Origin of the sequence: Bradyrhizobium sp. ARR65 (assembly GCF_000472385.1) — a bacterium.
GTDB lineage: Bacteria > Pseudomonadota > Alphaproteobacteria > Rhizobiales > Xanthobacteraceae > Bradyrhizobium.
This window is the reverse complement of record NZ_AWZU01000001.1, coordinates 122,501-144,700: the sequence shown is the minus strand read 5'-3', so window position 1 is coordinate 144,700 and position 22,200 is coordinate 122,501. Positions and strand designations below refer to the sequence as shown.

Genomic DNA, 22,200 nt, shown 5'->3' with positions numbered 1-22,200 from the left:
CACCCGTTCTCCGTCTGCGGGACGAGCCTTCCCGGATCATAGCGTGCTGCGCACGCTGGTCTACCTTGGATTTCCTGTTCTACTGGCAGGCTGCACGGGTCCGCTGTCGACGCTCGATCCGGGCGGGCCGGCGGCAACATCGATCGCAACGCTTTGGTGGGTGATGCTCGCCGGCGCCGCCGCGCTCTTTGTTCTTGTGATGACGCTCTACGCGCTGGTGATCTGGCGCCCGGATTGGGGCGCGCGGGTCTCGCCGACCCGCTGGATCGTGCTTGGAGGGCTCGGCCTGCCGGCTGTCGTCCTGACACCGCTCGTTGCGTCCGCGCTGGTGACAGGCGAACGGCTCCTGCCGCTGGGTTCGGCCGAGCCGTTGCGGATCGAGGCGGAGGCCCAACGATGGACGTGGACCTTTCGCTATCCCGGCTCCGGCGACATCAAAACCGAGGGGACGCTACACCTGCCAGTGGGCGTGCCGGTCGACATCGTTGTGACGAGCCGCGACGTCATCCACGCCTTCTGGATACCGCGGCTTGCCGGCAAGATCGACGCCGTGCCTGGGCACACGAATATCCTGCGAATTCGGGCTGACGTACAGGGACGCTACCAGGGGCTCTGTAACGAATTCTGCGGAAGCGGCCACAGCGGCATGCGCTTCGATGTCGTCGCGCACCCGGCAGCGGACTTCTCCACCGCGATCGCCCACCCCGAGGCAGGCCGAAAGTGACGCGATGACCGTCTCGACCGAAGAAGCCCCGCAACCCGCCCCGGCGGTCGACCTGCACCGTCAACTCGCGCAGATCTGGGCCACAGGTCCCGGGCTGCGGCGCCTTGCGTCGGTCAACCATTCCGTTCTCGGCGTACGCTTCATGGCAACGGCGTTTGTATTCTTTGCAATTGGCGGCGTGCTCGGCATGTTGACCAGGGTGCAGCTCGCGACGCCCCAAGCGGCATTCCTGGATGCGGAGACCTACAACCAGGTCTTCACCATGCACGGGTCAATCATGCTTTTTCTGTTCGCTATACCCATGGTAGAGGGCTTGGCGGTTTACTTGACACCCAAGGTGCTGGGCGCCCGCGACTTTGCGTTTCCGCGGCTGACCGCCTTTGGCTATTGGTGTTACTTGTTCGGCGGGACGATCCTCACCGGCGCGCTGCTCGCCGGGGTTGCACCAGACGGTGGCTGGTTTATGTACACGCCGCTGAATTCGATAGCCTACACACCCGGAATCAACGCGGACGTTTGGCTGCTGGGAGTCACTTTTGTCGAGATATCGGCGCTAACGCTGGCTGTCGAGATCGTTGTCTCCGTGTTGAAGATTCGAGCGCCAGGCATGTCACTAGACCGAATGCCAATCTTCGGCTGGTATATGTTGGTCACGGCCTCGATGATGATTGTGGCCTTTCCGCCGCTGATCCTCGGATCGATCCTGCTGGAGACAGAGCGCGCGTTCGGCTTGCCTTTCTTCGACCCGACACGCGGTGGTGACGCACTGCTGTGGCAGCACCTGTTCTGGTTCTTCGGTCACCCTGACGTCTACATCATTCTGCTGCCGATGGCCGGCCTCTTGTCGACGATGATTCCGGTTTTCGCCAACAGGCCTCTCGTTGGATACAGGTCAATCGTCGTCGCGATCATCGGCCTTGCGTTCGTAAGCTTCGGCATTTGGGTGCACCATATGTTCACCGTGGGAATCCCGCATCTCGCGCTAGCCTTCTTCTCGGCGGGCTCGGCCATCGTCGCGGTCCCGACGGCGGTGCAGTTGTTTGCCTGGCTCGCTACGCTGGCCCATGGCAGGCCGGTTTGGAATGTGCCGATGCTCTACATCTTCGGCTTCTTTTCGACCTTCGTGATCGGAGGTCTAACGGGCGTAATGCTTGCTATGGTGCCTTTCGACTGGCAAGCGCACGATACCTACTTCGTTGTCGCACACTTCCATTATGTGATCGCGGGCGCTGCCGCGTTCCCCTTGTTGGCGGCGCTCTATTATTGGTTGCCGCTGCTCACCGGCCGCAGTGCGGTTTACCGGCTCTCAGTCCCTGCGTTTTGGCTAATCTTCATCGGTTTCAATTTGACCTTCTTCTTGATGCATCTGGTGGGTCTGCTCGGCATGCCTCGGCGCATTTACACGTATTCGGCGACCGAGGGCTGGATCTGGCTTAATCTGCTGTCTTCGATCGGCGGGTTCATCATGACGATTGGCTTCGCGCTGGTGACGATCGACCTCATCGCGCAGGTTCGCTATGGGCGTCGGGTCCGGTGCGATCCCTGGCGGGCGGGGACACTCGAATGGGCGATGAGGCTCCCGCCGGCTCCTTACGCCTTTGCTTCGCTCCCCAACATCGACACCCGAGCTGACCGGATCGCTGCCGGCGAACTCGGGTCATCACTCGCGCGCGGCGAGGGGTATCTTGGCTTCGCGCGGAACGGTTGGCAGGAAACATTGGGCGTCGACATGATATCGGGCACGCCCGATCAATTGATCGTGCTGCCGCGCCAAACCTACATGCCGCTCTACACAGCACTTTTCATCGCTGCAGCGGTGCTATCGATGCTGTTCCAAGCCTATTGGCTGGCGGTTGTCATGGCGTTGGTGACAGCCGGCCTGTTCGTGCTGTGGGGACAGAAGTCGGGCCACGCCCGCGACTACGAGCCCCTGACGATTGGCCACGGTCTTTGCGTGCCACCGCACACCGAGGTGGCCAGCACTCCACCATGGTTGGCGCTGATCCTCGCGCTGGTCGCCAATGGCACACTGTTTACCTCACTAGCGTTCGGCGTGCTCTATCTTTGGATCTCTGCGCCGAACTGGCCGCCGCCAACGCGGCCTGAGACGAACGTTTGGCTCGCGGCCGGATCGCTCGTGGCTCTTTTCCTCGGCGCAGCCGCAGCGCGCGGGTCGTTGCGCTTCCTCGCCACCGGCCGCGCGCCGCAGGCCTGGATTGGGCTCGCAGCCGTCGCATTGCTCGCTGCCATAGTTGCGATCGTGGTCTTGATCGAAAATGTCGTTCCACATCCGCGCGAGCATGCGCTTGGTTCGACGGCCGCCGCGCTGCTCGGCTATGTGGCCCTGCACGCCGGCATTGGCCTTCTTTTCCTCCTTAGCAACGTGCTGCGCTTCAGCTCAGGCTTCGTCTCATCCCGACGGCTGGTGGACCTGCGCCTGACGCGGCTTTGGCTCGACTACACGGCGATGACGGGAGCCATCGCGCTTGGGCTAGTCCTAGCCTTGCCAGCCCTTGTGGGCATGCTGGGAATGCGGCCATGACAGCGCCTCGACATCTGGAAGCCGGGCTTACGCCACGAAATGCGGAAGGGAGTTCAGTGAGCATGCGCCCCGTTCCAGATCGGCGGCTCTGGTTACTAGTATTGGGCTTCTCCGTCTGGGGCAGCGCGCTTGGCTTTGTATACGTCCTTCATTCCGTTGGTTGCGCCTTCGCCTGGCCGGCAAATGCGATTCGTCTCGGGCTCGGCCTGGTTCTCTTCGTTCATCTCGCTCTCGTCGGACTGCTGTGGCGCAGCTACGCCGGGACCTATCCAGGCGCTCCTGCGGTCGACCCCACGGACTCCTTCCTCAACTGGGTGATCCTGTGGACCTTGATTGCAGCCTTCGTGACTATCGTTTTCACGCTTGGCCCAACGCTGCTGCTGACGACCTGCACTTGATCGAGGCGTGACGCTGGAACCGCGGAGAAGACAGCAATGACCTATACCGCGCGCAGCATCATCTGGATCATCGTCTACCTGCTGTTCATTCTGCTGCCCCTGTTTGCACTTCTGCTCGGCTCGCTGCCGCCGGCACGCGATTTCTGGACGGAGTTCTCCGCCGCAGTGGGCTATTCGGCGTTGGCGATCATGGGCCTGCAGTTCGGCCTCACGGCTCGCTTCCGCTTTGTCACCGAGCCATGGGGCGAAGATGTTATCTATCATTTTCATCGGCAGATTTCGCTGTTCGCGGTGGCACTGGCCCTGGTGCACCCGGCGATCATGCTAGTCGTCCAGCCCCACCTGCTCGCGCTGCCGCAATATGGCGAGGTGCCGCTCGGCGCCGTTTCGGCATTCCTGTCCGTGATCGCGCTTGTCGTATTGGTGGTGACGGCGCTGTGGCGCGCAAGGCTGAAGATTTCCTATGAACTCTGGCATTACAGCCATATCGCGCTCGCCCTCGTCGCCGTCGCGGGCGCGCTTGTGCACATGGTGGGTTGGAGCTTCTACCTGACTGATTCTCTCAAGTGGGCCTTATGGGTCGGCCTGACGATCTTCTGGATCGCACTGCTGTTTTACATCCGCATCGTCAAACCGCTGTTCCTGCTGCGGCGACCCTACCGAGTTACCGAGATCCGCAAGGAGCGTGGCGAGACTGTCACCTTGGTGATGCAGCCCGACGGCCATGACGGCTTCCGCTTCAAGCCTGGCCAGTTCGGCTGGCTGACGGTGTGGGGAAATCCGTTCAAGATTACCGCGCATCCATTCTCGTTCTCGTCGAGCGCCCAGACCGCGGACGGCACCGTTGCAATGTCGATCAGAAACCTCGGAGATTTCACCAGCGGCATCAGCAACGTGCCGGTTGGCAAGCGCATCTATCTCGACGGTCCGTATGGCGCCTTCACTATCGGCGATCCGGCGGACATGCATGTGTTGATTGCGGGCGGCGTTGGCATCACGCCGATGATGAGCATGATCCGTACACTCGCGGACGTCGGCGACAAGCGACCGGTGATGTTGCTTTACGGCAGCAAGGACTGGGATTCGATCACCTTTCGCGAGGAACTCGAAGACCTCAAGGTGCGACTCGACCTGACGATCGTTCACGTGCTCTCGGATCCTTCTGCCGACTGGGCGGGCGAGCGGGGCTTCATCTCCGCCGATCTGCTCGCGCGGCATCTGACAAGGCCCTACGCCGACCACGAGTATTTCATCTGCGGACCGGGCCCCATGATGGATGCGGTCGAGAAGGCGCTCGCGGACTTGGGAGTGCCCATGTCGAAATACCATTCCGAGCGTTACAGCTTCGTGTAGGGAGCCCAACAATGCGCCGTCTGTTTGCCGACCGGCTGGTCTTTGCCACAGGAACGATCGTGATTCTGCTGTCAGTTCTGTTCGCCCTGTTGCGAATAATGGGATGATAGGTCCGGACCCACGGCAGCGAGGCCCGAGCATCCAGCGGCAAACCGATCAATGCGTAGCAAAACGCCGCAGTCAAGGTCAGTGGAATATTCGACCCATACCCACAGACGCATATTGCCTGGCGCAAGATCGCGCCTGCGCTCGCGAAACGATTCACTCTCGTTATCCCCGATCTTCGAAGCGCCTATCCTCGATCGTTTCGCCGCTTGCCAGACTGATCAAGCGCTGTCAGGACAAAGCCAATGAACGGGTGCCGAGCTCCCTATCATTCAGCAATCGACCATGCACGTGATCTGCACCAAGCCGCCGATCGGGTCACAAGTGAGCCCGAGGTTACGTCTTGGGCGGCAGCAACCGGCGATCGAGAACGCCGCCGAGATCGGCATGGAGCGCAGGCGACGCCCACTTCGCTCTGGCAAGCCATTTCGGCGGCGGATATCGAAGCGTTTCGCTGTTAGAGCATACGGATCGCGGACGCGTCAGAAGAAACATGCGGGCTTTTGCCGGGCCCGGAACGAAGGCGATTGATAGTCTGCCGCTCATAACGGCGCGCTTGCACCTTCGAGCCTACCAGCCCCTCGGGACGATCAATCCATCAGGGGATAGATCTTTCCCGGATTCATGATGCCGTTCGGATCGAGCGCTTGCTTGATCGCTTTCATCAAGGCGACACCCTCTCCGTGCTCCGTCTGCATGTGAACGATCTTGTGCACCCCGACACCATGCTCACCCGAGCAAGTGCCACCCATGCTGATAGCCCGCCGGGACGTGCGGAAGGCGAGCGCCTCGGCGCGCTGGGTCTCATCGGCATCCTTGGAGTCGAACAGGATGCCGAGATGGAAATTGCCATCGCCGACATGGCCGACGATCGGCGCCGTCAGCCCGGAGGCGACGATATCAGCCTTGGTCTCCAGCAGGCAGGCCGGCAGCGCTGAGATCGGCACGCAGGCATCCGTGCCCATGTTGTTCTTGCCGGGGCTCAGCGCCATCACCGCCTGGTAGGAATTGTGGCGCGCCTTCCAAAGTCGATTGCGGTCTTCGTGACGCTCGGCAAACTGGAATTCGCCGCCGCCATGATCCGCGGTGATGGCCTGCATCATCTCGACCTCCTCCTGTACGCCGGCCGGCGTGCCGTGGAATTCGAGGAACAGTGTCGGCGTCTCGACATAGCCGAGCTTCGAATAACGGATCGCGGCGCGCATCTGCACCTCGTCGAGCAGCTCGATGCGAGCCATCTTCAGGTTGGACTGGAGCGCCGCGACGACGGCGGCGACTGCTCCCTCCAGCGAATTGAACTGGCAGACGGCGGCGACGATCGTCTCCGGCAGGCCGTGGAGCTTGAGCTGGATCTCCGTGATGACACCCAGCGTGCCTTCGCTGCCGACATAGAGGTGGGTGAGATCGAGCCCGGCCGACGACTTCCGCGCCCGGCTTCCGGTGCGCACGATACGGCCATCGGGCGTGACGACGGTGAGGCCGAGAATGTTCTCGCGCATGGTGCCGTAGCGCACTGCGTTGGTGCCCGAGGCGCGCGTCGAGGCCATGCCGCCGATCGAGGCGTTGGCGCCGGGGTCTACCGGGAAGAACAGGCCGGTGTCGCGGATATGCGCGTTCAAAGCCTCGCGCGTGACGCCGGCCTGAACGCGGCAGTCGAGCGCGTCGGCCGAGACCTCCAGGATCCTGTCGAAGCGGCCCATGTCCAGCGACACGCCGCCGGCGAGCGCGGCGAGCTGACCTTCAAGCGAAGAGCCCGCGCCGAACGGCGTCACCGGGACGCGGCGCTCGTTGCAAAGAGCGAGGACGAACGCGACCTCTTCATTGGTTTCGGGAAAGACCACGAGATCGGGCACGCCGACCGCCGGCAAGCCCTCGCCATGGCTGTGCTGGTCGAGCACTGCTTGCGTGACCGAGACCCGCGCACCGAGGCGCTCGGCAAGCCGCGTCCTGACCTCGGTGATGATGCCAGGCGCCGGGCGCGGCAGGGCATGGGCATTCATGTCGGCCTCCTTTTCCCTGCCTCCATATTCACGAGTACTCTTCGCGTTTCAAGCCGCGACGGCGACGAGCAGGCGCGAAAAGGCGAGCATGCCGGGATCGTCGAGCCCCACGGTCCGCTCGCCGAACATGCGGGCGCGTCCGAGCCGGTTCGGGCGATCGCGGAACGCGTCGAGCGTCTCAATGACGGCTTTTCGCGCGGCCTCAGAGGCCTCCTTCCGCGTCCTGACATCGACGAGCGCGTTAGCGACGGCGTCGATCATGTCGACGACGGTCTTGTCGCCGAGCTTCGCGCCGCCGCGCGCCATCATCTGGTCGCGGACCAGCGCCAGCAACGGCCCCAGCTCGTCCCAACCGATCTGGCTGCGCCCCTTCGTCGCCTTGGCCAGCGTCATCATCGCAACCGTCACCAGCGTTCCCAAGCTCGAGCCGGTGCCGCTGGCACAAGCTTTCGCGCAGGCCTGAAAGACGGAACCGAGATCCGTCTCCTGGTCGGGTATGGCCGCGGCGACCGCCCCGAACAGGCGGCGCAGCATCACGCCGGTGTCGCCGTCACCCATCTTGCCGTCGGCTGTGTTGAGCTCGTCCTGCGCAAGCGTCGCTGCCTCCCTGGCACGGGCGGCATGGCGCTCTTCATTCGCCGTGATCGCCACGTTACACCCTCCAGAACGGGCAGGCGCAGGGCGCGGCCAGAAGCCTTTCGCGCTCGGCGTCGAGATGGATCATGCTGATCGACAGCCCCGCCATCTCCATCGAGGTCACGTAATGCCCGACCAGGGGACGCACGATGGTGAGGCCCTCTCTCTTCAGGAGCGCGGCGACGCGACGATAGACGATGAACAACTCCTCCAGCGGCGTCGCGCCGAGGCTGTTGACCAGCACGGAGACGCGCTCCGACTTGTGCGCGACGGGGTCGGCCAGCAGGCGCCGCACCATCTCGTCGGCGACGTCATCCGCCGGTCGCAGCTTATCGCGCCAGATGCCGGGCTCGCCATGGATGCCCATCTCGATCTCGTCGGCCCCCAGCTCGAACGTCGGCTTCGCCGCACCGGGTATCTGGCAGGGCGAGAGCGCAAGCCCGATGGTGCGACAGGCATTGACGGCAGCCTGCGCCGTGGCCGTGACCTCAGCGAGGCCCGCGCCGGCGTCGGCCTTCGCGCCCGCGATCTTGTAGGCATAGATGATGCCGGCGACGCCGCGTCGCTTGACGCTGTCATCCGGCGCAGCCGAGGCGATGTCGTCGGTGCCGAGCACGGTGGTGGTCTGGATGTGATCCACGTCGACCATCTCGCCGGCAAGGTCGAAATTCATGCGGTCGCCGCCATAATTGCCGTAGAGCCGCAGCACGCCGGCGCCACCATTTGCGGCGCGGATCGCCTGGATGCAGGAATCGACTGATGGACCCGCGAACACGTCGCCGATGGCGCAGGCGTCGAGCGGGCCGTCACCGACATAGCCGATGAACAGCGGCAGATGTCCGGAGCCGCCGCCGGAGACGATGCCGACCTTGCCCCTCTTCGTCCCGCCAGCGCGGCGGATGACGCGCTCCTCTTGCAGCAGCGACGGATGGGCCGCGACGAGGCCCGCCAGCATCTCGTCGACGAGGGCGTCGGGTGAATTCATCAGCTTCTTCATTGGACAACTCCAGCGACTGCCATCAGCCCGGCGATGCCGTGCCTGCCCGCGACGTCGCCTGCGATCGTGAGCACTGATTTGATTGCGACGGCTACTCCGCGGTCTCGCCATGGCCGAGATAAGCGCCCATCAGGCGCGGGTCGCGCGCAATCTCGGCGGCGCTGCCCTCGGCGACGATCGCCGGCTTCCCGTGCAGCGGAGCGCCCTTCACCGAAGAGCAACAGTTGGACTTCAAACCCCTCGGTCAGAGTCTAGCGGAGGTCGCAGACCAGTCCGGCGTTTGATGAAGAACGGCGCGACTTCACGACTCAATTGAAGGCCCCGACCTTCGCTGCGCGGAGCGCGCGGCAAGCAGATGGTGAGGTGGACACTCTCGTTGCACGGCAACTGGCACGGCGCTGCAGCGTGGTGGCTAGGCGGTAGCTATCAGCGACTCCGAAACCGATCGTTTTCTATGACCGTTTGATTCGTTGGTACAGTTGGGTGGGCTCGAACCACCGACCTCCTGTTCCACAGACAGACTACTTCTGTACCTGCACGCGGGCTAGGATGTACGATGGCGTTGAGCGATCGGTTTAGGCATGCCGTGATCCGACGTGAGTTACGGCATTCGCCATTGACCTCCGATCACAATTGAGTCATCGCGCCCGGTCCGCCCTCGCCGATTTTACGCCGCGACTTTCCTCCGGCCGCTTCCACGAGCGAAATTTCCAACCAAGTTTGGGGCAGCAAAAAGCCCTTGAGAACGATGCGTTCTCAAGGGCTTAAAACTTGGTTGCGGGGATAGGATTTGAACCTATGACCTTCAGGTTATGAGCCTGACGAGCTACCGGGCTGCTCCACCCCGCGATAAACCGTTGCGTGCCTTGAAAGGAAAAGCCGGGGACGAAAGCGGGCTAACGCGGCAGCCGCGCCGATCGATCCCTTAAGCTTCCTGAGAAGGCGCCCCGGGGCTGTGCCATCGGGGTGCGGGGGCTATGTATCAACCAGGAACCGCTTTGGAAAGGGTGTTGCGCGCTCTTTTTTCGATTTTATGACAGGCAAAATCCGCCAAACGGGACCAAAATCGCGCCTCTTGCCAGAAGTTCCGCGAAAGACCAGTCCTCTGTCGATGAAGCCGAGGAAAGCGCCATGGACCAATCGCTGAAGAGCCAAGGGCATGCCGCCCTGGACGATGCCTTCAATGCCATGTTCGAAAAATCGCGCACCGAGGTCCCGCCGTCGCTCGAGGTGCGTCTCGAGCGCCTCGCCCGCCTGCGCGCGATGATTTCCGACAACGAGGCCCGGTTCGAACAGGCGATCTCGGTCGATTTTGGCCATCGCTCGGCGACCGAGACCCTGTTCGCCGAAGTCCTGTTCCTGCTCTCCGAGATCAAGCATGCCGCAAAGCACCTGAAAAAATGGATGGCGCCGCAGCGGGTCGCCACCGCCATGCAATTCCTGCCGGCGAAGAACCGGCTGATCCCACAACCGCTCGGCGTGGTCGGCATCATCGCCCCCTGGAACTATCCGCTGCAGTTGACGCTGGCGCCGGCCATCGGCGCGATCGCGGCGGGCAACCGGGTGATGATCAAGCCGAGCGAGCTGACGCCACGTTTTGCTACGCTGCTCAAGGAGCTGGTCGCAGCAAAGTTCGCGCCCGACGAACTGATTGTGACGGGAGTGGAGGAGGAGACCGCAAGAGCTTTTGCTTCCGTGCCGTTCGACCACCTCGTGTTCACCGGCTCGACCCGGGTCGGCCGTCTGGTCGCCGAGGCCGCGGGGCGCAACCTGACGCCGGTGACGCTCGAACTCGGCGGCAAGTCGCCTGCGATCGTCCACCGCTCGGCCAACCTCGACGAGGCCGCCGAACGCATCGCCTATGGCAAGCTGCTCAACGCCGGGCAGACCTGCATCGCGCCGGACTATGCGTTCGTGCCGGAAGAATCCGTGCAGGCCTTTGCCGAGAAGGTGCACAGCCATATGCGCCGCATGTTCGGCACCGAGCCCGCGAACAAGGACTACACCTCGATCATCTCCGACCGGCATTATGCGCGCCTTGAAAGCTTGGTGGCGGATGCAGCCGCCAGAGGCGCCAGGATTCTGCAACCCGCCAAACCCGACGATCCGAACTGGAAGGCGAGGCGCAAATTCCCGCCGACGCTCGTGGTCGGCGCCACGCCGGATATGGCGATCATGCAGGAGGAGATTTTTGGGCCCGCGCTGCCGGTGCTTGCCTATCGTGACACCAAGGAGCCGATCGACTACATCAACAGGCATGACCGGCCGCTCGCGCTGTACTGGTTCGGCAGGGACAGCGCCGCACGCGACGAGGTGCTCGCACGCACGATCTCCGGCGGCGTCACCGTCAATGATTGCCTGTTCCATTTCACGCAAGTTAACCAGCCGATGGGCGGCGTCGGCGCGTCCGGGACCGGCGTCTATCACGGCGAATGGGGCTTTAGGACGTTCAGCAAGCTCAAGCCGGTGTTCTATCGCTCGGCACTGAACCGGCTGGCCGACCTCTATCCGCCTTACGGCGCGAAGATCGCACGGCTGGAAAAGCTGATGCGGTTTATGTCGTAGACAGTCGGTGCCGTCGTTCCGGGGCAACGCAGCAGCGTCGAACCCGGAACGACCCGCCAAACAAATCCCGGCTCGCGCTTCGCTTGGCCCGGGGCAACGGCTTAGGTCAACAGAAACCCGCCATCGACCGTCACCACGCTGCCGGTCATGTAACGCGAAGCCTTTGAGGCGAGCAAAAGGATTGCGCCGTCGAGATCGGATTCGGCGCCGACGCGGCGCTGCGGGATGCGCTTGATCAGCCGCTCGCCGGCGGGCGTCGACCAGAGATCGTGATTCATCTCAGTGTCGATATAACCGGGCGCGAGAGCGTTGACGCGGATGTTGTTGCCCGCAAGCTCGAGCGCGAGCGCCTTGGTGGCCTGGATCATGCCGGCCTTGGAGATCGCGTAAGGTGACACGGCTTTCAGCACGGAGAAGCCGAGCACGGAAGCGATATTGACGATATTGCCGTCCTGCTTGCGCGCGATCATCCGCCGTGCCACTTCGGTTGCCGCAAAATAGGCGCCCTTGAGATTGGCGCCGATCACCGCATCCCAATCCGCCTCGCTCTGATCGAGTGCGAGTTTTTCGGTCGCAATCCCGGCATTGTTGATCAGCACCGTGATCGGCCCGAGCGCGGCCTCCGCGGCATCGAGCGCGTTGGCGATCGATGCCGTGTCGGTCACGTCCATCTGCACGGCGGCCGCGCGGCCGCCCTTGTCCCTGATCTCCTCCTCGAGATTTTTCAGCTTGGACGCCTGCCGCGCCGCAATGATCACGGCCGCGCCATGGGTCGCCAGCACGCGCGCGAACTGCCGCCCGAGCCCTTGCGAGGCGCCGGTGATCAGAATTGTTTCCTGACTGACGTCGAACAGATCAGACATGGCGAAATCTCCGGAAGACAGCCGTAACCCGCCTTGATACAGAGCATTTGCTGCACCTGCAAAGCGCCGGATGGCTTACCACGGCCGCCGGGCTTGGCTACATTGGCGGCTTCCAACTCACCTTAAGCCAACGGGAGCGAAAAAGTGGATCTCGGAATCAAGGGCCGCCGCGCCATCGTCTGCGCATCCTCGAAAGGATTGGGCCGCGCCTGCGCGATCGCGCTGGCCAATGAGGGCGTACACGTCACGCTGACCGCGCGCGGCGCGGAGGCGCTGGCAAAGACCGCGGAGGAGATTCGCAAGGCCAATCCGGGCGTCACCGTCACCGAAGTGGTGGGCGACATCACCACGCCCGCCGGGCGCGAAGCGGTGCTCAAGGCCTGTCCCGATCCGGACATCCTGATCAACAATGCCGGCGGCCCGCCGCCCGGCGATTTCCGCAACTGGACCCGTGACGACTGGATCAAGGCGCTGGATGCCAACATGCTGACCCCGATCGAACTGATCAAGGCGACGGTGGATGGCATGATGGCGCGGAAATTTGGCCGCATCGTCAACATCACCTCCGCCGCGGTGAAGGCGCCGATCGACATTCTGGGGCTCTCCAACGGCGCGCGCGCAGGCCTGACGGGTTTCATCGCAGGACTCTCGCGCAAGACCGTGATCAACAATGTCACCATCAATGCGCTGTTGCCGGGCCCGTTCGCCACCGACCGCCTGCGCGGCACCGCGAAGGCCGAAGCCGACAAACGCGGCATCACGCCCGACCAGCTTCTGGCCGAGCGTGCCAAGGCCAATCCCGCCGGGCGCTTCGGCGACCCTGAAGAATTCGGCCTGTTCTGCGCGTTCCTGTGTGGCGCCAAAGCCGGCTTCATCACCGGGCAAAACATCCTGCTCGACGGCGGCGCCTTTCCTGGGACGCTGTAGACATTTGCTCCACCTCTCTCTCGGAAGAGAGGTGGACTGAACCTGCGGAAGCAGCGCAGCGAAATCCGTTTACCGCTTCGTGCTCTCGTCCTCGTCGCGCTCGCTCGGGCTGGAGGAATCCGGCGTCGTGTGCTCCTCGTCCCATTCGACGCCGAATGCATCGAGACCGTCGGCAAGGAAATCGCCCAGCATCGGCTCGCCCAGGAGATAGCGCACCGTCTCGCTGCGCGGGTTGCGATATTCGCCGCGTGCGTCCACCGCGCGGGCGCGCAAATCCTCCCATTCGTCGATCGTGCCGTCGCCGCGACCGAGCCACATCAGCGCGACCAGATCGATCTGCTCGTCCTCGTTGAGTGCCCGGATGAAGCTGGAGAGCTCGCGCACGACCGGGTCCTGGCCGTTGTCGCCGAGTACGTCGATCATATCGTCATCGGCGGCGTTCGATCCCGAATCCGGATCGGAAGCCTCCTCCTTGACATCGAATTCCCGCGCCTTCTCGATCACAAAAGCGACCTTTTCCGGCGAAATCGTCAGCTCAGGCATTGCGCCTTCCTCCTAACGTGAACCCGATAACGCAGCATGGCCCAACATGATCCATTGCACCAGACGGCGGAAAACCGCATCTTCCGGCCTAACATCACAAGCTTGGGAAGCGGGCGATGCAGTGGAAAGTAGGCAAGGTCAGGATCAGCAAGATCGTGGAATTGGAGACGGTCGGCTCGACGCGCTTCATCCTGCCGCAGGCGACGAAGGATGAAATCCAGAAGTTGCCTTGGCTGATCCCGCATTTCGCGACCGAGGAGGGCCGGCTCAAAATGTCCATCCACTCGCTGGTGGTGGAGACGCCCGAGCATCGCATCGTGGTCGATACCGGGCTCGGCAATGACAAGGAAGGCCGCAACATCCCGACCTGGAATGACCGCAAGGGGCCGTTTCTGGAAGACATGACGGCCGCCGGCTTTCCGCCCGACAGCATCGATACCGTGCTGTGCACGCATCTGCATGTCGATCACGTCGGCTGGAATACGCGCCTCGTCGACGGCAAGTGGGTGCCGACCTTTGCCAATGCACGCTATCTGTTCGGCAGGACCGAGTATGAGCATTGGCGCAACCATAGCGAGACGCCAGACAAGCGCGCGGTCTTTGACGACGCGGTGCAGCCGATTGTGGAGGCTGGCAAAGCCACGCTGCTCGCAAGCAATGCCGAGATCACCGACGAGATCAGCCTGATCGCGACCGCGGGCCACAGCCCGGGCCATGTGAGCATCTTGATCAAATCCGATGGCGAAGAGGCGCTATTGGCGGGCGACGTCGCCCACCACCCTTGCCAGATGGCGCATCTGGACTGGTCGTCGACGGCCGATTCCGACCCGGCCCGGTCTGCCGCGACGCGGCGGCAACTGTTCGCCCGATTTGCGGATACGCCCACGCTGGTGATCGGCGGGCATTTCGATGCCGGCCATATCCGACGCGAGGGCGACGCCTTCAAGTTCATCGCGCTGGGGTGAGTCGTCTCACATCGCGAGAGGTCCGCTGGGCTTCCCCCTCGTGGTGAGGACCTGCAATGCAAGTGCCCGGGAACAGTTGAATTTCCCTCCGCCCTGTTCCATGAAGCTATTTAACCAAGCGGTCCATCCTAGGGAGTGAGTTCAATGAAGCTTGTTCGTTACGGCGCGAAGGGTGCGGAAAAGCCCGGTCTGATCGACAAATCCGGGCAGTTGCGCGACCTTTCCGCGCATATCAGGGATCTCGATGGGGAGGCCTATACACCGGCCTCGCTGAAAAAGCTGGCGGCAATCGACCCCGCCTCGCTCCCGGCGGTGGCCGGCAATCCCCGCCTGGGTCCGCCCGTGACCGGCATTTCCAAATTCGTGGCCATCGGCCTCAACTACAGCGATCATGCCAAGGAGACCGGCAACCCGATCCCGGCCGAGCCGATCTTTTTCTTGAAGGCCAATACCTCGCTGTCCGGGCCGAACGATCCCGTCGAAAAGCCGCGCGGCTCGACCAAGCTCGACTGGGAAGTCGAGATCGCCGCGATCATCGGCACGCGCGCCAAATACGTCTCCGAAGCGGACGCGATGAATCACGTGGCCGGCTATTGCATCTGCAATGACGTCTCCGAGCGCAATTTCCAGATCGACCGTCCCGGGCAGTGGACGAGGGGCAAGTCGCACGACACCTTCGGCCCGCTCGGCCCTTGGATTGCCACCAAAGACGAGATCGAGAACGTGCAGAACCTGTCGATGTGGCTCGACGTCAACGGCCAGCGCAAGCAGACCGGCTCGACCAAGACCATGATCTTCTCGATCGCGAAGTGCGTCTCCTATCTCTCGCAATTCCTGACGCTGCTGCCCGGCGACATCATCACGACAGGCACGCCGCCCGGCGTCGGCACCGGCATGAAGCCGCCGCAATTCCTCAATGTCGGCGACGTCGTCACGCTCGGCATCGAAGGTCTGGGCGAACAGCGCCAGCAGATCATCCAGGCGACGGATTGAGGGCTGCGAGTCGCCATCGGCACTGTCATTCCGGGGCGATGCGAAGCATCGAACCCGGAATGACCGCCCTAAACGTTGGCAAGACGAGCAGTCGTGTTACCCAAGAGGACATTTGCATGAAGCTCACCTTTTCCCCCGCTTCGCCTTTCGCCCGCAAGGTGCGCATCGCCGCGATCGAGCTCGGCCTGATCGACAAGATCGAATTGACGCCGGTGACCCTCGCGCCCGGTCAGCCCAACGAGGAATACTCGAAAATCCACCCGCTAAAGAAGCTGCCGGTGTTGATCCTCGACGATGGCGATATCGTCGTCGACTCCTATGTGATCATCGAATATCTCGACGAGCTCGCCGGGGGCAACAAGCTGGTCCCGACCGCGGGCCCGCTGAAATGGAAGGTCAAGACCGATCATTCGCTGCTGCAGGGCATGCTCGATTCCATGCTGCTGTGCCGCTACGAGAGCATCACGCGGCCGGAAGGCTTGCGCTGGAAAGCGTGGTCCGACGATCACTGGAATCGCGCCTGGCTCGGCATGGCGCGGTTCGAGGCGCAGGTGGAAGCTATGCAGGCGCGCCCGCTCGATATCGCGCAGATCGCACTTGTGTGCGTGCTCGGCTATGCCGATTTCCGCTTCCCCGATTGCGGCTGGCGCAAGGCCTATCCCAAGCTCGATGCGTTTCATGAGAAGATGCTGCAGCGGCCGTCGGTAAGAGTATCGCTGCCGCCCGCGGCCTAAATGGGAGCGTGGGCGGGAGCCGAAGGCAGCGCGGCCTTAAGTCGATTTTCGCGAGAAGCGCGAGGCGTGTTATGCGCGAATCGCGCTCGAAACAAAGGTGGCACCATGAGCCTCAGCTTCAGCGCCGGCGATCTCACCATCCATCGCGTCATCGAGCAGGAAACGACCTTCCTGCCCGCACTGGAGATGTTTCCCGATCTCACACCGGAATTGCTGGCCGAAAACCGGGCCTGGCTGCGGCGAGCCAAGGCGCTGGACGATGCGGACGTGCTGATCCTGTGCTTCCAGTCCTACGTCGTCAAAACACCGCATCACACCATCCTGATCGACACCTGCATCGGCAATGACAAGCAGCGGCCGACGCGGCCGAACTGGCACATGAAGACCGATGACGCCTATCTGAATGGATTGAAGGCTGTGGGCGTCTCGGTCGACGACATCGATTTCGTGATGTGCACGCATCTGCATCCCGATCACGCCGGCTGGAACACCCGGCTGGAGAACGGGCGATGGGTGCCGACCTTTCCGAAGGCTCGCTATGTGTTTGCGCAGACCGAGTTCGATCATTGGACCACGCAGAACGCCAAAACAGAGGTCCCGACCTTCGTCGATAGCGTGCTGCCGGTGGTGACGGCGAACAAGGCCGAGATCGTGAGCAACGATTTTACGATCGGCGATCACGCGCGCATCATCCCTACCCCAGGACACACGCCGGGTCACGTCGCCTTTGCGTTTGGGAAAAGCAAGGACAGCGCCGTGTTCTGCGGCGATCTCATGCACACTCCGCTGCAGACGCGCTATCCCCAATTGTCGCCGAAGTTCGACGTCGATCCCGCGCAGGCGGCAGTGACGCGACGCAATTTCCTGGAGCGCTATTGCGAGACCGATACGCTCTGCTGCCCCGCGCATTTCCCTTCGCCCTCGGTCGGAAAGATCCGCCGCAAGGGCAATGCGTTCACATGCGAGACGGTGAGCTGAGCAGTCCTATCTCGCCCCGCTTGCGGGGAGAGGCAGGGTTGCATCGAACATGCAATCCGGGTGAGAGGGCACAGGTCCATCGGCTGGCACCGAATGCGTGAAGAGAGCCCCTCACCCCCGAACCCTCTCCTCGTAAGAACGGGGAGAGGGAACGCAGGTTCGCACCTCAATCAAATAGGCTCGGCGTGTGATTGACGATCGCGCCTTCGATCGCCAGCATCTTCAATTTGGTGGCAACGCCGCCATTGGCGGAGAAACCACCGGGCTTGTTGCCGGCCGCGAGCACGCGATGGCAGGGCACGACGATCGGACACGGGTTGTGGCCGAGCGCCTGGCCGACGTCCCGCGACAGCTCCACGCCGCCGAGCCGCTTGGCAATGTCGCCATAGGTCATGATCTTGCCCGGCGGAATTTGCCGCGCAATCTCGTAGACGCTGCGGTTGAAGGCAGGCACGTCCTCGAGATCGAGCGCGATGTCGGCAAGATCATTCGGCTTGCCCGAGAGCAGCTCGACGATCTCGTCGATCGCGTGCCTGACCTCCTCGGTCGGCTCGGCTTCGCTGATCTCGCCGTGACGCTGGCGAATGCGGGTCTTGGTCTTCTCGACATCGCCCATCGGCAGTTGCACGCCATTGATGCCGCGCGGGCCCCATTCAATGCCGCAAACGCCGATCGCGGTGTCGAACAAAGCAAAATGCTGATTTGGCATGGTCGGCTCCAACAATCTCTATTCACCCCATATGCTACCCTTAAGCGTGGAATCTAGGCTTGGAGAATGTTGCGATCCACCCGGATTCCGATGAAACCTTAACGCCATCAACTATCATCCTGCCTCCTGCCGCCTCCCGCCAGGGAGGCCACAAACGGAGGCCACAAAACGATTACCTCACGAGCGCCGCATGCAGAGTCTTCGCGTCAACGAATATGACATGGCCTATCTCGATATCGGGCAAGGCCGGCCCCTGGTCTGCGTGCACGGCTCGCTCTGCGATTTTCGCAACTGGTCGCCCGTGCTGGGCCCATTGACGACAAGGCACCGCGTGATCTCGGTGAGCTTGCGGCATTTCTTTCCCGAGAACTGGGACGGCTCGGGCAATACTTATTCCCTCGCGCAGCACATCGACGACATGATCGCCTTCATCGAGCAGCTTGATGCAGGCCCGGTCGACCTGATGGGACATTCCCGGGGCGGACATATCTGCTTTCGCGTCGCGCAGCGACGACCGGACCTGCTGCGCAAGCTGATTCTGGCCGAGCCGGGCGGCGAGATCGATGCCAGCCTCGATTCCGACTATGTGCCTGGCCCGTGGGCGATGGCGGGGCCGATCTCGGCAGCGGCTGAGCGAATCGCGGAGGGCGATATCGATGGCGGCCTGGAGATTTTCTTGAGCGCGCTGCACGTGCCTTGGAAACGGCTGCCCGCAGCCGCAAAACAGATATTGCGCGATAACGCCACCACTCTGATCGGAGATGCGCGCGACGCGCGCATTCCATTCGCGAAATCAGATGCGGAATCGATTCGGACGCCGACGTTGTTCATCGGCGGTGGCGCTACCAGGGGCTTGCTGGCAAAGGTGCTGCATACCCTGGCGGCACATGTGGCGGGATCGCGCACCGAGATGATTGCAGGCGCGACCCACGCGATGTTCGAGCAGGCACCGCAGGCCTACAGCGAAATCGTTCTCGATTTTCTGGCTGAGTAACGGCGCGCAGGCGGGGTCGCAATAGATGCCCGTTTCCGGCGCCCTAGATCATGATCCGATTAGACGCAATCGGATGATGATCTCATCCCTTCGTCTGAGCATGATCTCCGCGCAAACGCTTCGCATCTGTCGCGAGGGAAAACCGGTTCCGGATCCGGATCATGCTCCAGGCTTGACGGTGGCTTGTGGTCGGATTAGCTTTCCGAATACGGAATTCCGTATTCCAAAAGCAGGCGGCGCGCATGATCCCCCTCGACCCGCTCCCCAATCTGGCCGACCAGGTCTATGAGCGGATTCTCGCGGCGATCATCGACCGGACGCTGCCGCCGGGCCAGCGGGTGCGGCAGAACGAGCTTGCGGAAAAGCTCGGCGTCTCACGCCAGCCGGTTTCGCATGCGCTACATTTGTTGCACCGGCAGGGCCTCGTCGCCGAAAGCGGCCGCCGCGGCTTCGAGGTCACCCAGCTCGATCCCCCGCACATCCGTCAGCTCTACGAGGTCCGCGGCGCCATCGATGCGCTCGCGGCAAGACTCGCGGCACGACGCAGCACGGCCGACGCGACCGGGCGCGACCGGCTTGAATCAGCGCTGCGCGCGGGACAGAGCGCTGACGAGAAAACACCGCTGGCACGTTTGATTGCGTTCGATGTGGACTTCCATCGTGCGATCTATCGCCTCGCCGGCAATCCGGTGATTGAGGAAATGATCGCGCCGCAATGGCTGCATATGCGCCGCTCGATGGCGACCGTGCTGTCGGAGCTCGACTATCGTGACAGCGCCTGGACTGAACACGCCGACATCGCGGCTCACATCCTTTCCGGCAATGCCAGGGCTGCCGAAGCAGCCGCCTTGGCACACGCTCTTAACGCAGGTCAGAAAACGGAAGAGAGGCTGAAGGCGACACTTGAGGCGGCGTGACGAGCCGTCATTCCGGGGCGCACGTTAGCGCTAACCCGGAATCTCGAGGTTTCGGGGTCGCGGCGGAGTTATCATCGGATCGGCCAACATGCCGAGCCCGGTGGCCTTGCGGCGGAAATGGCAACGATCAAAGCAACGACAACAACAAACAAGGAGGAAGTCCCATGAAGCTGTCGACAGAGCAGTTGGAATTCTTCAACCGCGAGGGCTGGCTGTTCCTGCCCGAATTGTTCAGCCCCGAGGAAACCGATTTCCTGGCGCGCGAGGCTGAGCGCATTTACGATGCGAACCGTCCGGAGGTCTGGCGCGAAAAGAGCGGCGCGCCGCGGACTGCCTTCGCGGCGCATCTCTACAACGAGGCTTTCGGCATCTTGGCCGCGCACCCGCGCATGATCGAACCGGTCGAACAGATTTTCGGCGAGAAGGTCTACATGCACCAGTTCAAGATCAACGCCAAATCCGCCTTCACCGGCGACGTCTGGCAGTGGCATCAGGACTACGGCACTTGGAAGCGCGACGACGGCATGCCGGAGCCGCGCGCGATGAACATCGCGATCTTTCTCGACGAGGTGATGCCGATCAACGGCCCGTTGATGCTGGTGCCGAAGAGCCAGCATGCCGGCGACCTCGAGGCTTCGCACGATCTTCAGACCACCTCCTATCCGTTGTGGACGCTGGATGAGGAAACGGTGACGCGGCTAGTGAAACAGGGCGGCATCGTGGCGCCGACTGGCAAGCCTGGCGGCATGCTGATGTTCCACGGCAACCTGGTGCACGGCTCCGCCGGCAACATCACGCCCTACCCGCGCAAGATCGTCTATCTGACGCTGAACGCGGTCTCCAATTACATCCGCACACCGACGCGGCCGGACTACATCGCGCACCGCGATTTCGCGCCGATCACGACGGTGGACGATGACGCGCTGCTGCGGCTGGCACGCGCGCAGCGGCAGGCGGCAGAGTAGAGGCTTTCCCCGTCATTCCGGGGCGATGCGCCAGCACCGAGCCCGGAACCCCGAGATTCCGGGTTCGCGACTTCGTCGCGCCCCGGAATGACAACAAACAACGGGTCAATCCCTCCATGAACCTCTTCCCTCTTCTCAATGCCCGCTGCGCCAAAGGCCAACCCGTGCGTGTGGCGCTGATCGGCGCCGGCAAATTCGGCTCGATGTTCTTGTCGCAGGTGCCACATGTGGCGGGCCTGGATGTGTCCGTGATCGTTGATCTCGACCCGGAACGGGCGCGTGAGGCCTGCCGCACCGTCGGCTGGGATGCCGCGCGCATTGCGGCCACGACCTACACCGCTGACAGCGCGAAGGCGATGGCGAGCGACATCGAAGTAGTCGTCGAAGCGACCGGCAATCCCGCCGCCGGCATTCGCCATGCGCGGGCGGCGATCGCGCACGGAAAGCATATCGTCATGGTCAATGTCGAAGCCGACGTGCTGGCCGGTCCGCTGCTGGCGGACGAAGCGCGCAAAGCCGGCGTGGTGTATTCCCTCGCCTATGGCGATCAGCCGGCGCTCACGGCGGAAATGGTGGATTGGGCGCGCGCCACTGGTTTCCGCGTGGCCTGCGCCGGCAAGGGCACCAAATATCTGCCGGCCTATCACGAGGTCACGCCTGATGATGTCTGGCAGCATTACGGCTTGACCCGGAGCGAGGCGCAGTCGGCCGGCATGAACCCGCAGATGTTCAACTCCTTTCTCGACGGCACCAAATCGGCAATCGAGATGGCGGCGATCGCGAACGCCACGGGGCTCGACGTGCCGAGCAACGGCCTCTTGTTTCCTCCCTGCGGGGTCGACGATCTGCCGCATGTGTTGCGGCCACGCGCGCAAGGCGGCGTGCTTGAGAGGGCGGGAATGGTCGAAGTGGTGTCCTCGCTCGAGCGCGACGGCCGCCCGGTGTTTCGCGATCTACGCTGGGGCGTTTATGTCGTGCTGGAAGCACCGAACGACTATGCCGCGGACTGCTTCAAGCAATACGGGCTCAAGACCGACGAGAGCGGCCGTTATGCCGCGATGTACAAGCCCTATCATCTGATCGGACTGGAATTGAACATCTCGGTCTTGTCGGCCGCGCTGCGCAGGGAAGCCACAGGACAACCGATCGGGTTTCGCGGCGATGTCGCCGCAGTCGCAAAGCGGAGCTTGAGCAAGGGCGAGATGCTCGACGGCGAAGGCGGCTACACCGTGTGGGGCAAACTGCTGCCAGCGAATGCGAGCCTAAAGGCTGGCGCGTTGCCGATCGGACTG

At 62.8% G+C, this 22,200-nt stretch carries 20 protein-coding genes and 1 tRNA gene (1 of these 21 running past the window's edge); 14 read left to right on the top strand and 7 right to left on the bottom strand.

Going from position 1 to position 22,200, the window contains the following annotated elements:
- Nucleotides 1-43: 43 nt before the first annotated feature.
- From coxB to F758_RS0100735, 4 genes are all read left to right on the top strand, one after another.
- Nucleotides 44-724 (top strand): cytochrome c oxidase subunit II, encoded by a 681-nt coding sequence (gene coxB, locus F758_RS0100750; RefSeq protein ID WP_024506043.1) that lies wholly within the window; start codon nucleotides 44-46, stop codon nucleotides 722-724.
- A gap of 4 nt (nucleotides 725-728) precedes the next feature.
- Nucleotides 729-3,266 carry a cytochrome c oxidase subunit I gene (ctaD, locus tag F758_RS0100745; protein ID WP_024506042.1) on the top strand — a complete coding sequence of 846 codons (2,538 nt, stop codon included), beginning with the start codon at nucleotides 729-731 and terminating at the stop codon, nucleotides 3,264-3,266.
- Between the two features lie 62 nt (nucleotides 3,267-3,328).
- Entirely contained in the window at nucleotides 3,329-3,664 is a 336-nt protein-coding gene (locus F758_RS0100740) for a hypothetical protein (RefSeq protein WP_157449806.1), read from the top strand.
- 36 nt (nucleotides 3,665-3,700) lie between these two features.
- Nucleotides 3,701-5,017 (top strand): ferredoxin reductase family protein, encoded by a 1,317-nt coding sequence (locus F758_RS0100735; protein WP_024506040.1) that lies wholly within the window; start codon nucleotides 3,701-3,703, stop codon nucleotides 5,015-5,017.
- A 695-nt stretch (nucleotides 5,018-5,712) separates the two neighbouring features.
- Here the strand turns inward: F758_RS0100735 and F758_RS0100720 are convergent.
- The 4 genes from F758_RS0100720 to F758_RS0100695 form a co-directional block, all read right to left on the bottom strand.
- Nucleotides 5,713-7,122: an FAD-binding oxidoreductase gene (locus F758_RS0100720; RefSeq protein ID WP_024506039.1), complete on the bottom strand. Its 1,410-nt coding sequence runs from the start codon at nucleotides 7,120-7,122 to the stop codon at nucleotides 5,713-5,715.
- 48 nt (nucleotides 7,123-7,170) lie between these two features.
- Nucleotides 7,171-7,773 carry a dihydroxyacetone kinase subunit L gene (locus tag F758_RS0100715; RefSeq protein ID WP_024506038.1) on the bottom strand — a complete coding sequence of 201 codons (603 nt, stop codon included), beginning with the start codon at nucleotides 7,771-7,773 and terminating at the stop codon, nucleotides 7,171-7,173.
- A gap of 1 nt (nucleotide 7,774) precedes the next feature.
- Nucleotides 7,775-8,755, bottom strand: a complete 981-nt coding sequence (locus tag F758_RS0100710) for a dihydroxyacetone kinase subunit DhaK (RefSeq protein ID WP_024506037.1) — start codon at nucleotides 8,753-8,755, stop codon at nucleotides 7,775-7,777.
- A gap of 772 nt (nucleotides 8,756-9,527) precedes the next feature.
- A tRNA-Met gene (locus F758_RS0100695) sits at nucleotides 9,528-9,604 on the bottom strand.
- A gap of 282 nt (nucleotides 9,605-9,886) precedes the next feature.
- Between F758_RS0100695 and F758_RS0100690 the strand changes: the two genes are divergently transcribed.
- A complete protein-coding gene (locus tag F758_RS0100690) occupies nucleotides 9,887-11,320 on the top strand; it encodes a coniferyl aldehyde dehydrogenase (RefSeq protein ID WP_024506036.1) in 1,434 nt (477 codons plus the stop codon).
- A 101-nt stretch (nucleotides 11,321-11,421) separates the two neighbouring features.
- On the opposite strand, the gene F758_RS0100685 is transcribed toward F758_RS0100690, so the two are convergent.
- Nucleotides 11,422-12,183 carry an SDR family NAD(P)-dependent oxidoreductase gene (locus F758_RS0100685; RefSeq protein WP_024506035.1) on the bottom strand — a complete coding sequence of 254 codons (762 nt, stop codon included), beginning with the start codon at nucleotides 12,181-12,183 and terminating at the stop codon, nucleotides 11,422-11,424.
- Between the two features lie 144 nt (nucleotides 12,184-12,327).
- Here F758_RS0100685 and F758_RS0100680 point away from each other — a divergent pair, with 144 nt between their 5' ends.
- Complete coding sequence (locus F758_RS0100680; RefSeq protein WP_024506034.1) at nucleotides 12,328-13,110, top strand: SDR family oxidoreductase; 783 nt, start codon at nucleotides 12,328-12,330, stop codon at nucleotides 13,108-13,110.
- 69 nt (nucleotides 13,111-13,179) lie between these two features.
- On the opposite strand, the gene F758_RS0100675 is transcribed toward F758_RS0100680, so the two are convergent.
- Nucleotides 13,180-13,653, bottom strand: coding sequence for a DUF3775 domain-containing protein (locus F758_RS0100675; RefSeq protein WP_024506033.1), 474 nt, complete (start codon nucleotides 13,651-13,653; stop codon nucleotides 13,180-13,182).
- Nucleotides 13,654-13,769: 116 nt separating this feature from the next.
- Here F758_RS0100675 and F758_RS0100670 point away from each other — a divergent pair, with 116 nt between their 5' ends.
- The 4 genes from F758_RS0100670 to F758_RS0100655 all read left to right on the top strand — a co-directional run bounded on the left by F758_RS0100670 (nucleotide 13,770) and on the right by F758_RS0100655 (nucleotide 17,323).
- Nucleotides 13,770-14,618, top strand: coding sequence for an MBL fold metallo-hydrolase (locus tag F758_RS0100670; RefSeq protein WP_024506032.1), 849 nt, complete (start codon nucleotides 13,770-13,772; stop codon nucleotides 14,616-14,618).
- Between the two features lie 144 nt (nucleotides 14,619-14,762).
- Nucleotides 14,763-15,611 (top strand): fumarylacetoacetate hydrolase family protein, encoded by an 849-nt coding sequence (locus tag F758_RS0100665; protein ID WP_024506031.1) that lies wholly within the window; start codon nucleotides 14,763-14,765, stop codon nucleotides 15,609-15,611.
- Nucleotides 15,612-15,727: 116 nt separating this feature from the next.
- On the top strand, nucleotides 15,728-16,345 hold the full coding sequence (locus F758_RS0100660) for a glutathione S-transferase family protein (RefSeq protein WP_024506030.1): 618 nt from the start codon (nucleotides 15,728-15,730) through the stop codon (nucleotides 16,343-16,345).
- 105 nt (nucleotides 16,346-16,450) lie between these two features.
- The gene (locus F758_RS0100655; RefSeq protein WP_024506029.1) at nucleotides 16,451-17,323 is read left to right on the top strand and encodes an MBL fold metallo-hydrolase; all 873 of its coding nucleotides are present in this window, start codon (nucleotides 16,451-16,453) and stop codon (nucleotides 17,321-17,323) included.
- A gap of 166 nt (nucleotides 17,324-17,489) precedes the next feature.
- On the opposite strand, the gene F758_RS0100650 is transcribed toward F758_RS0100655, so the two are convergent.
- A complete protein-coding gene (locus F758_RS0100650) occupies nucleotides 17,490-18,032 on the bottom strand; it encodes a methylated-DNA--[protein]-cysteine S-methyltransferase (protein WP_024506028.1) in 543 nt (180 codons plus the stop codon).
- A 190-nt stretch (nucleotides 18,033-18,222) separates the two neighbouring features.
- Between F758_RS0100650 and F758_RS0100645 the strand changes: the two genes are divergently transcribed.
- The 4 genes from F758_RS0100645 to F758_RS0100630 form a co-directional block, all read left to right on the top strand.
- The gene (locus F758_RS0100645) at nucleotides 18,223-19,026 is read left to right on the top strand and encodes an alpha/beta fold hydrolase (RefSeq protein ID WP_024506027.1); all 804 of its coding nucleotides are present in this window, start codon (nucleotides 18,223-18,225) and stop codon (nucleotides 19,024-19,026) included.
- Between the two features lie 242 nt (nucleotides 19,027-19,268).
- On the top strand, nucleotides 19,269-19,943 hold the full coding sequence (locus F758_RS0100640; protein WP_024506026.1) for a GntR family transcriptional regulator: 675 nt from the start codon (nucleotides 19,269-19,271) through the stop codon (nucleotides 19,941-19,943).
- 164 nt (nucleotides 19,944-20,107) lie between these two features.
- Nucleotides 20,108-20,908 (top strand): phytanoyl-CoA dioxygenase family protein, encoded by an 801-nt coding sequence (locus F758_RS0100635; protein WP_024506025.1) that lies wholly within the window; start codon nucleotides 20,108-20,110, stop codon nucleotides 20,906-20,908.
- A 116-nt stretch (nucleotides 20,909-21,024) separates the two neighbouring features.
- Nucleotides 21,025-22,200, top strand: the 5' portion of a protein-coding gene (locus F758_RS0100630; RefSeq protein WP_024506024.1) for an NAD(P)H-dependent oxidoreductase. The gene runs 129 nt beyond the window's last position; 1,176 of the gene's 1,305 nt are visible here — the first part of the coding sequence; it begins with the start codon at nucleotides 21,025-21,027; its stop codon lies beyond the right edge, outside the window.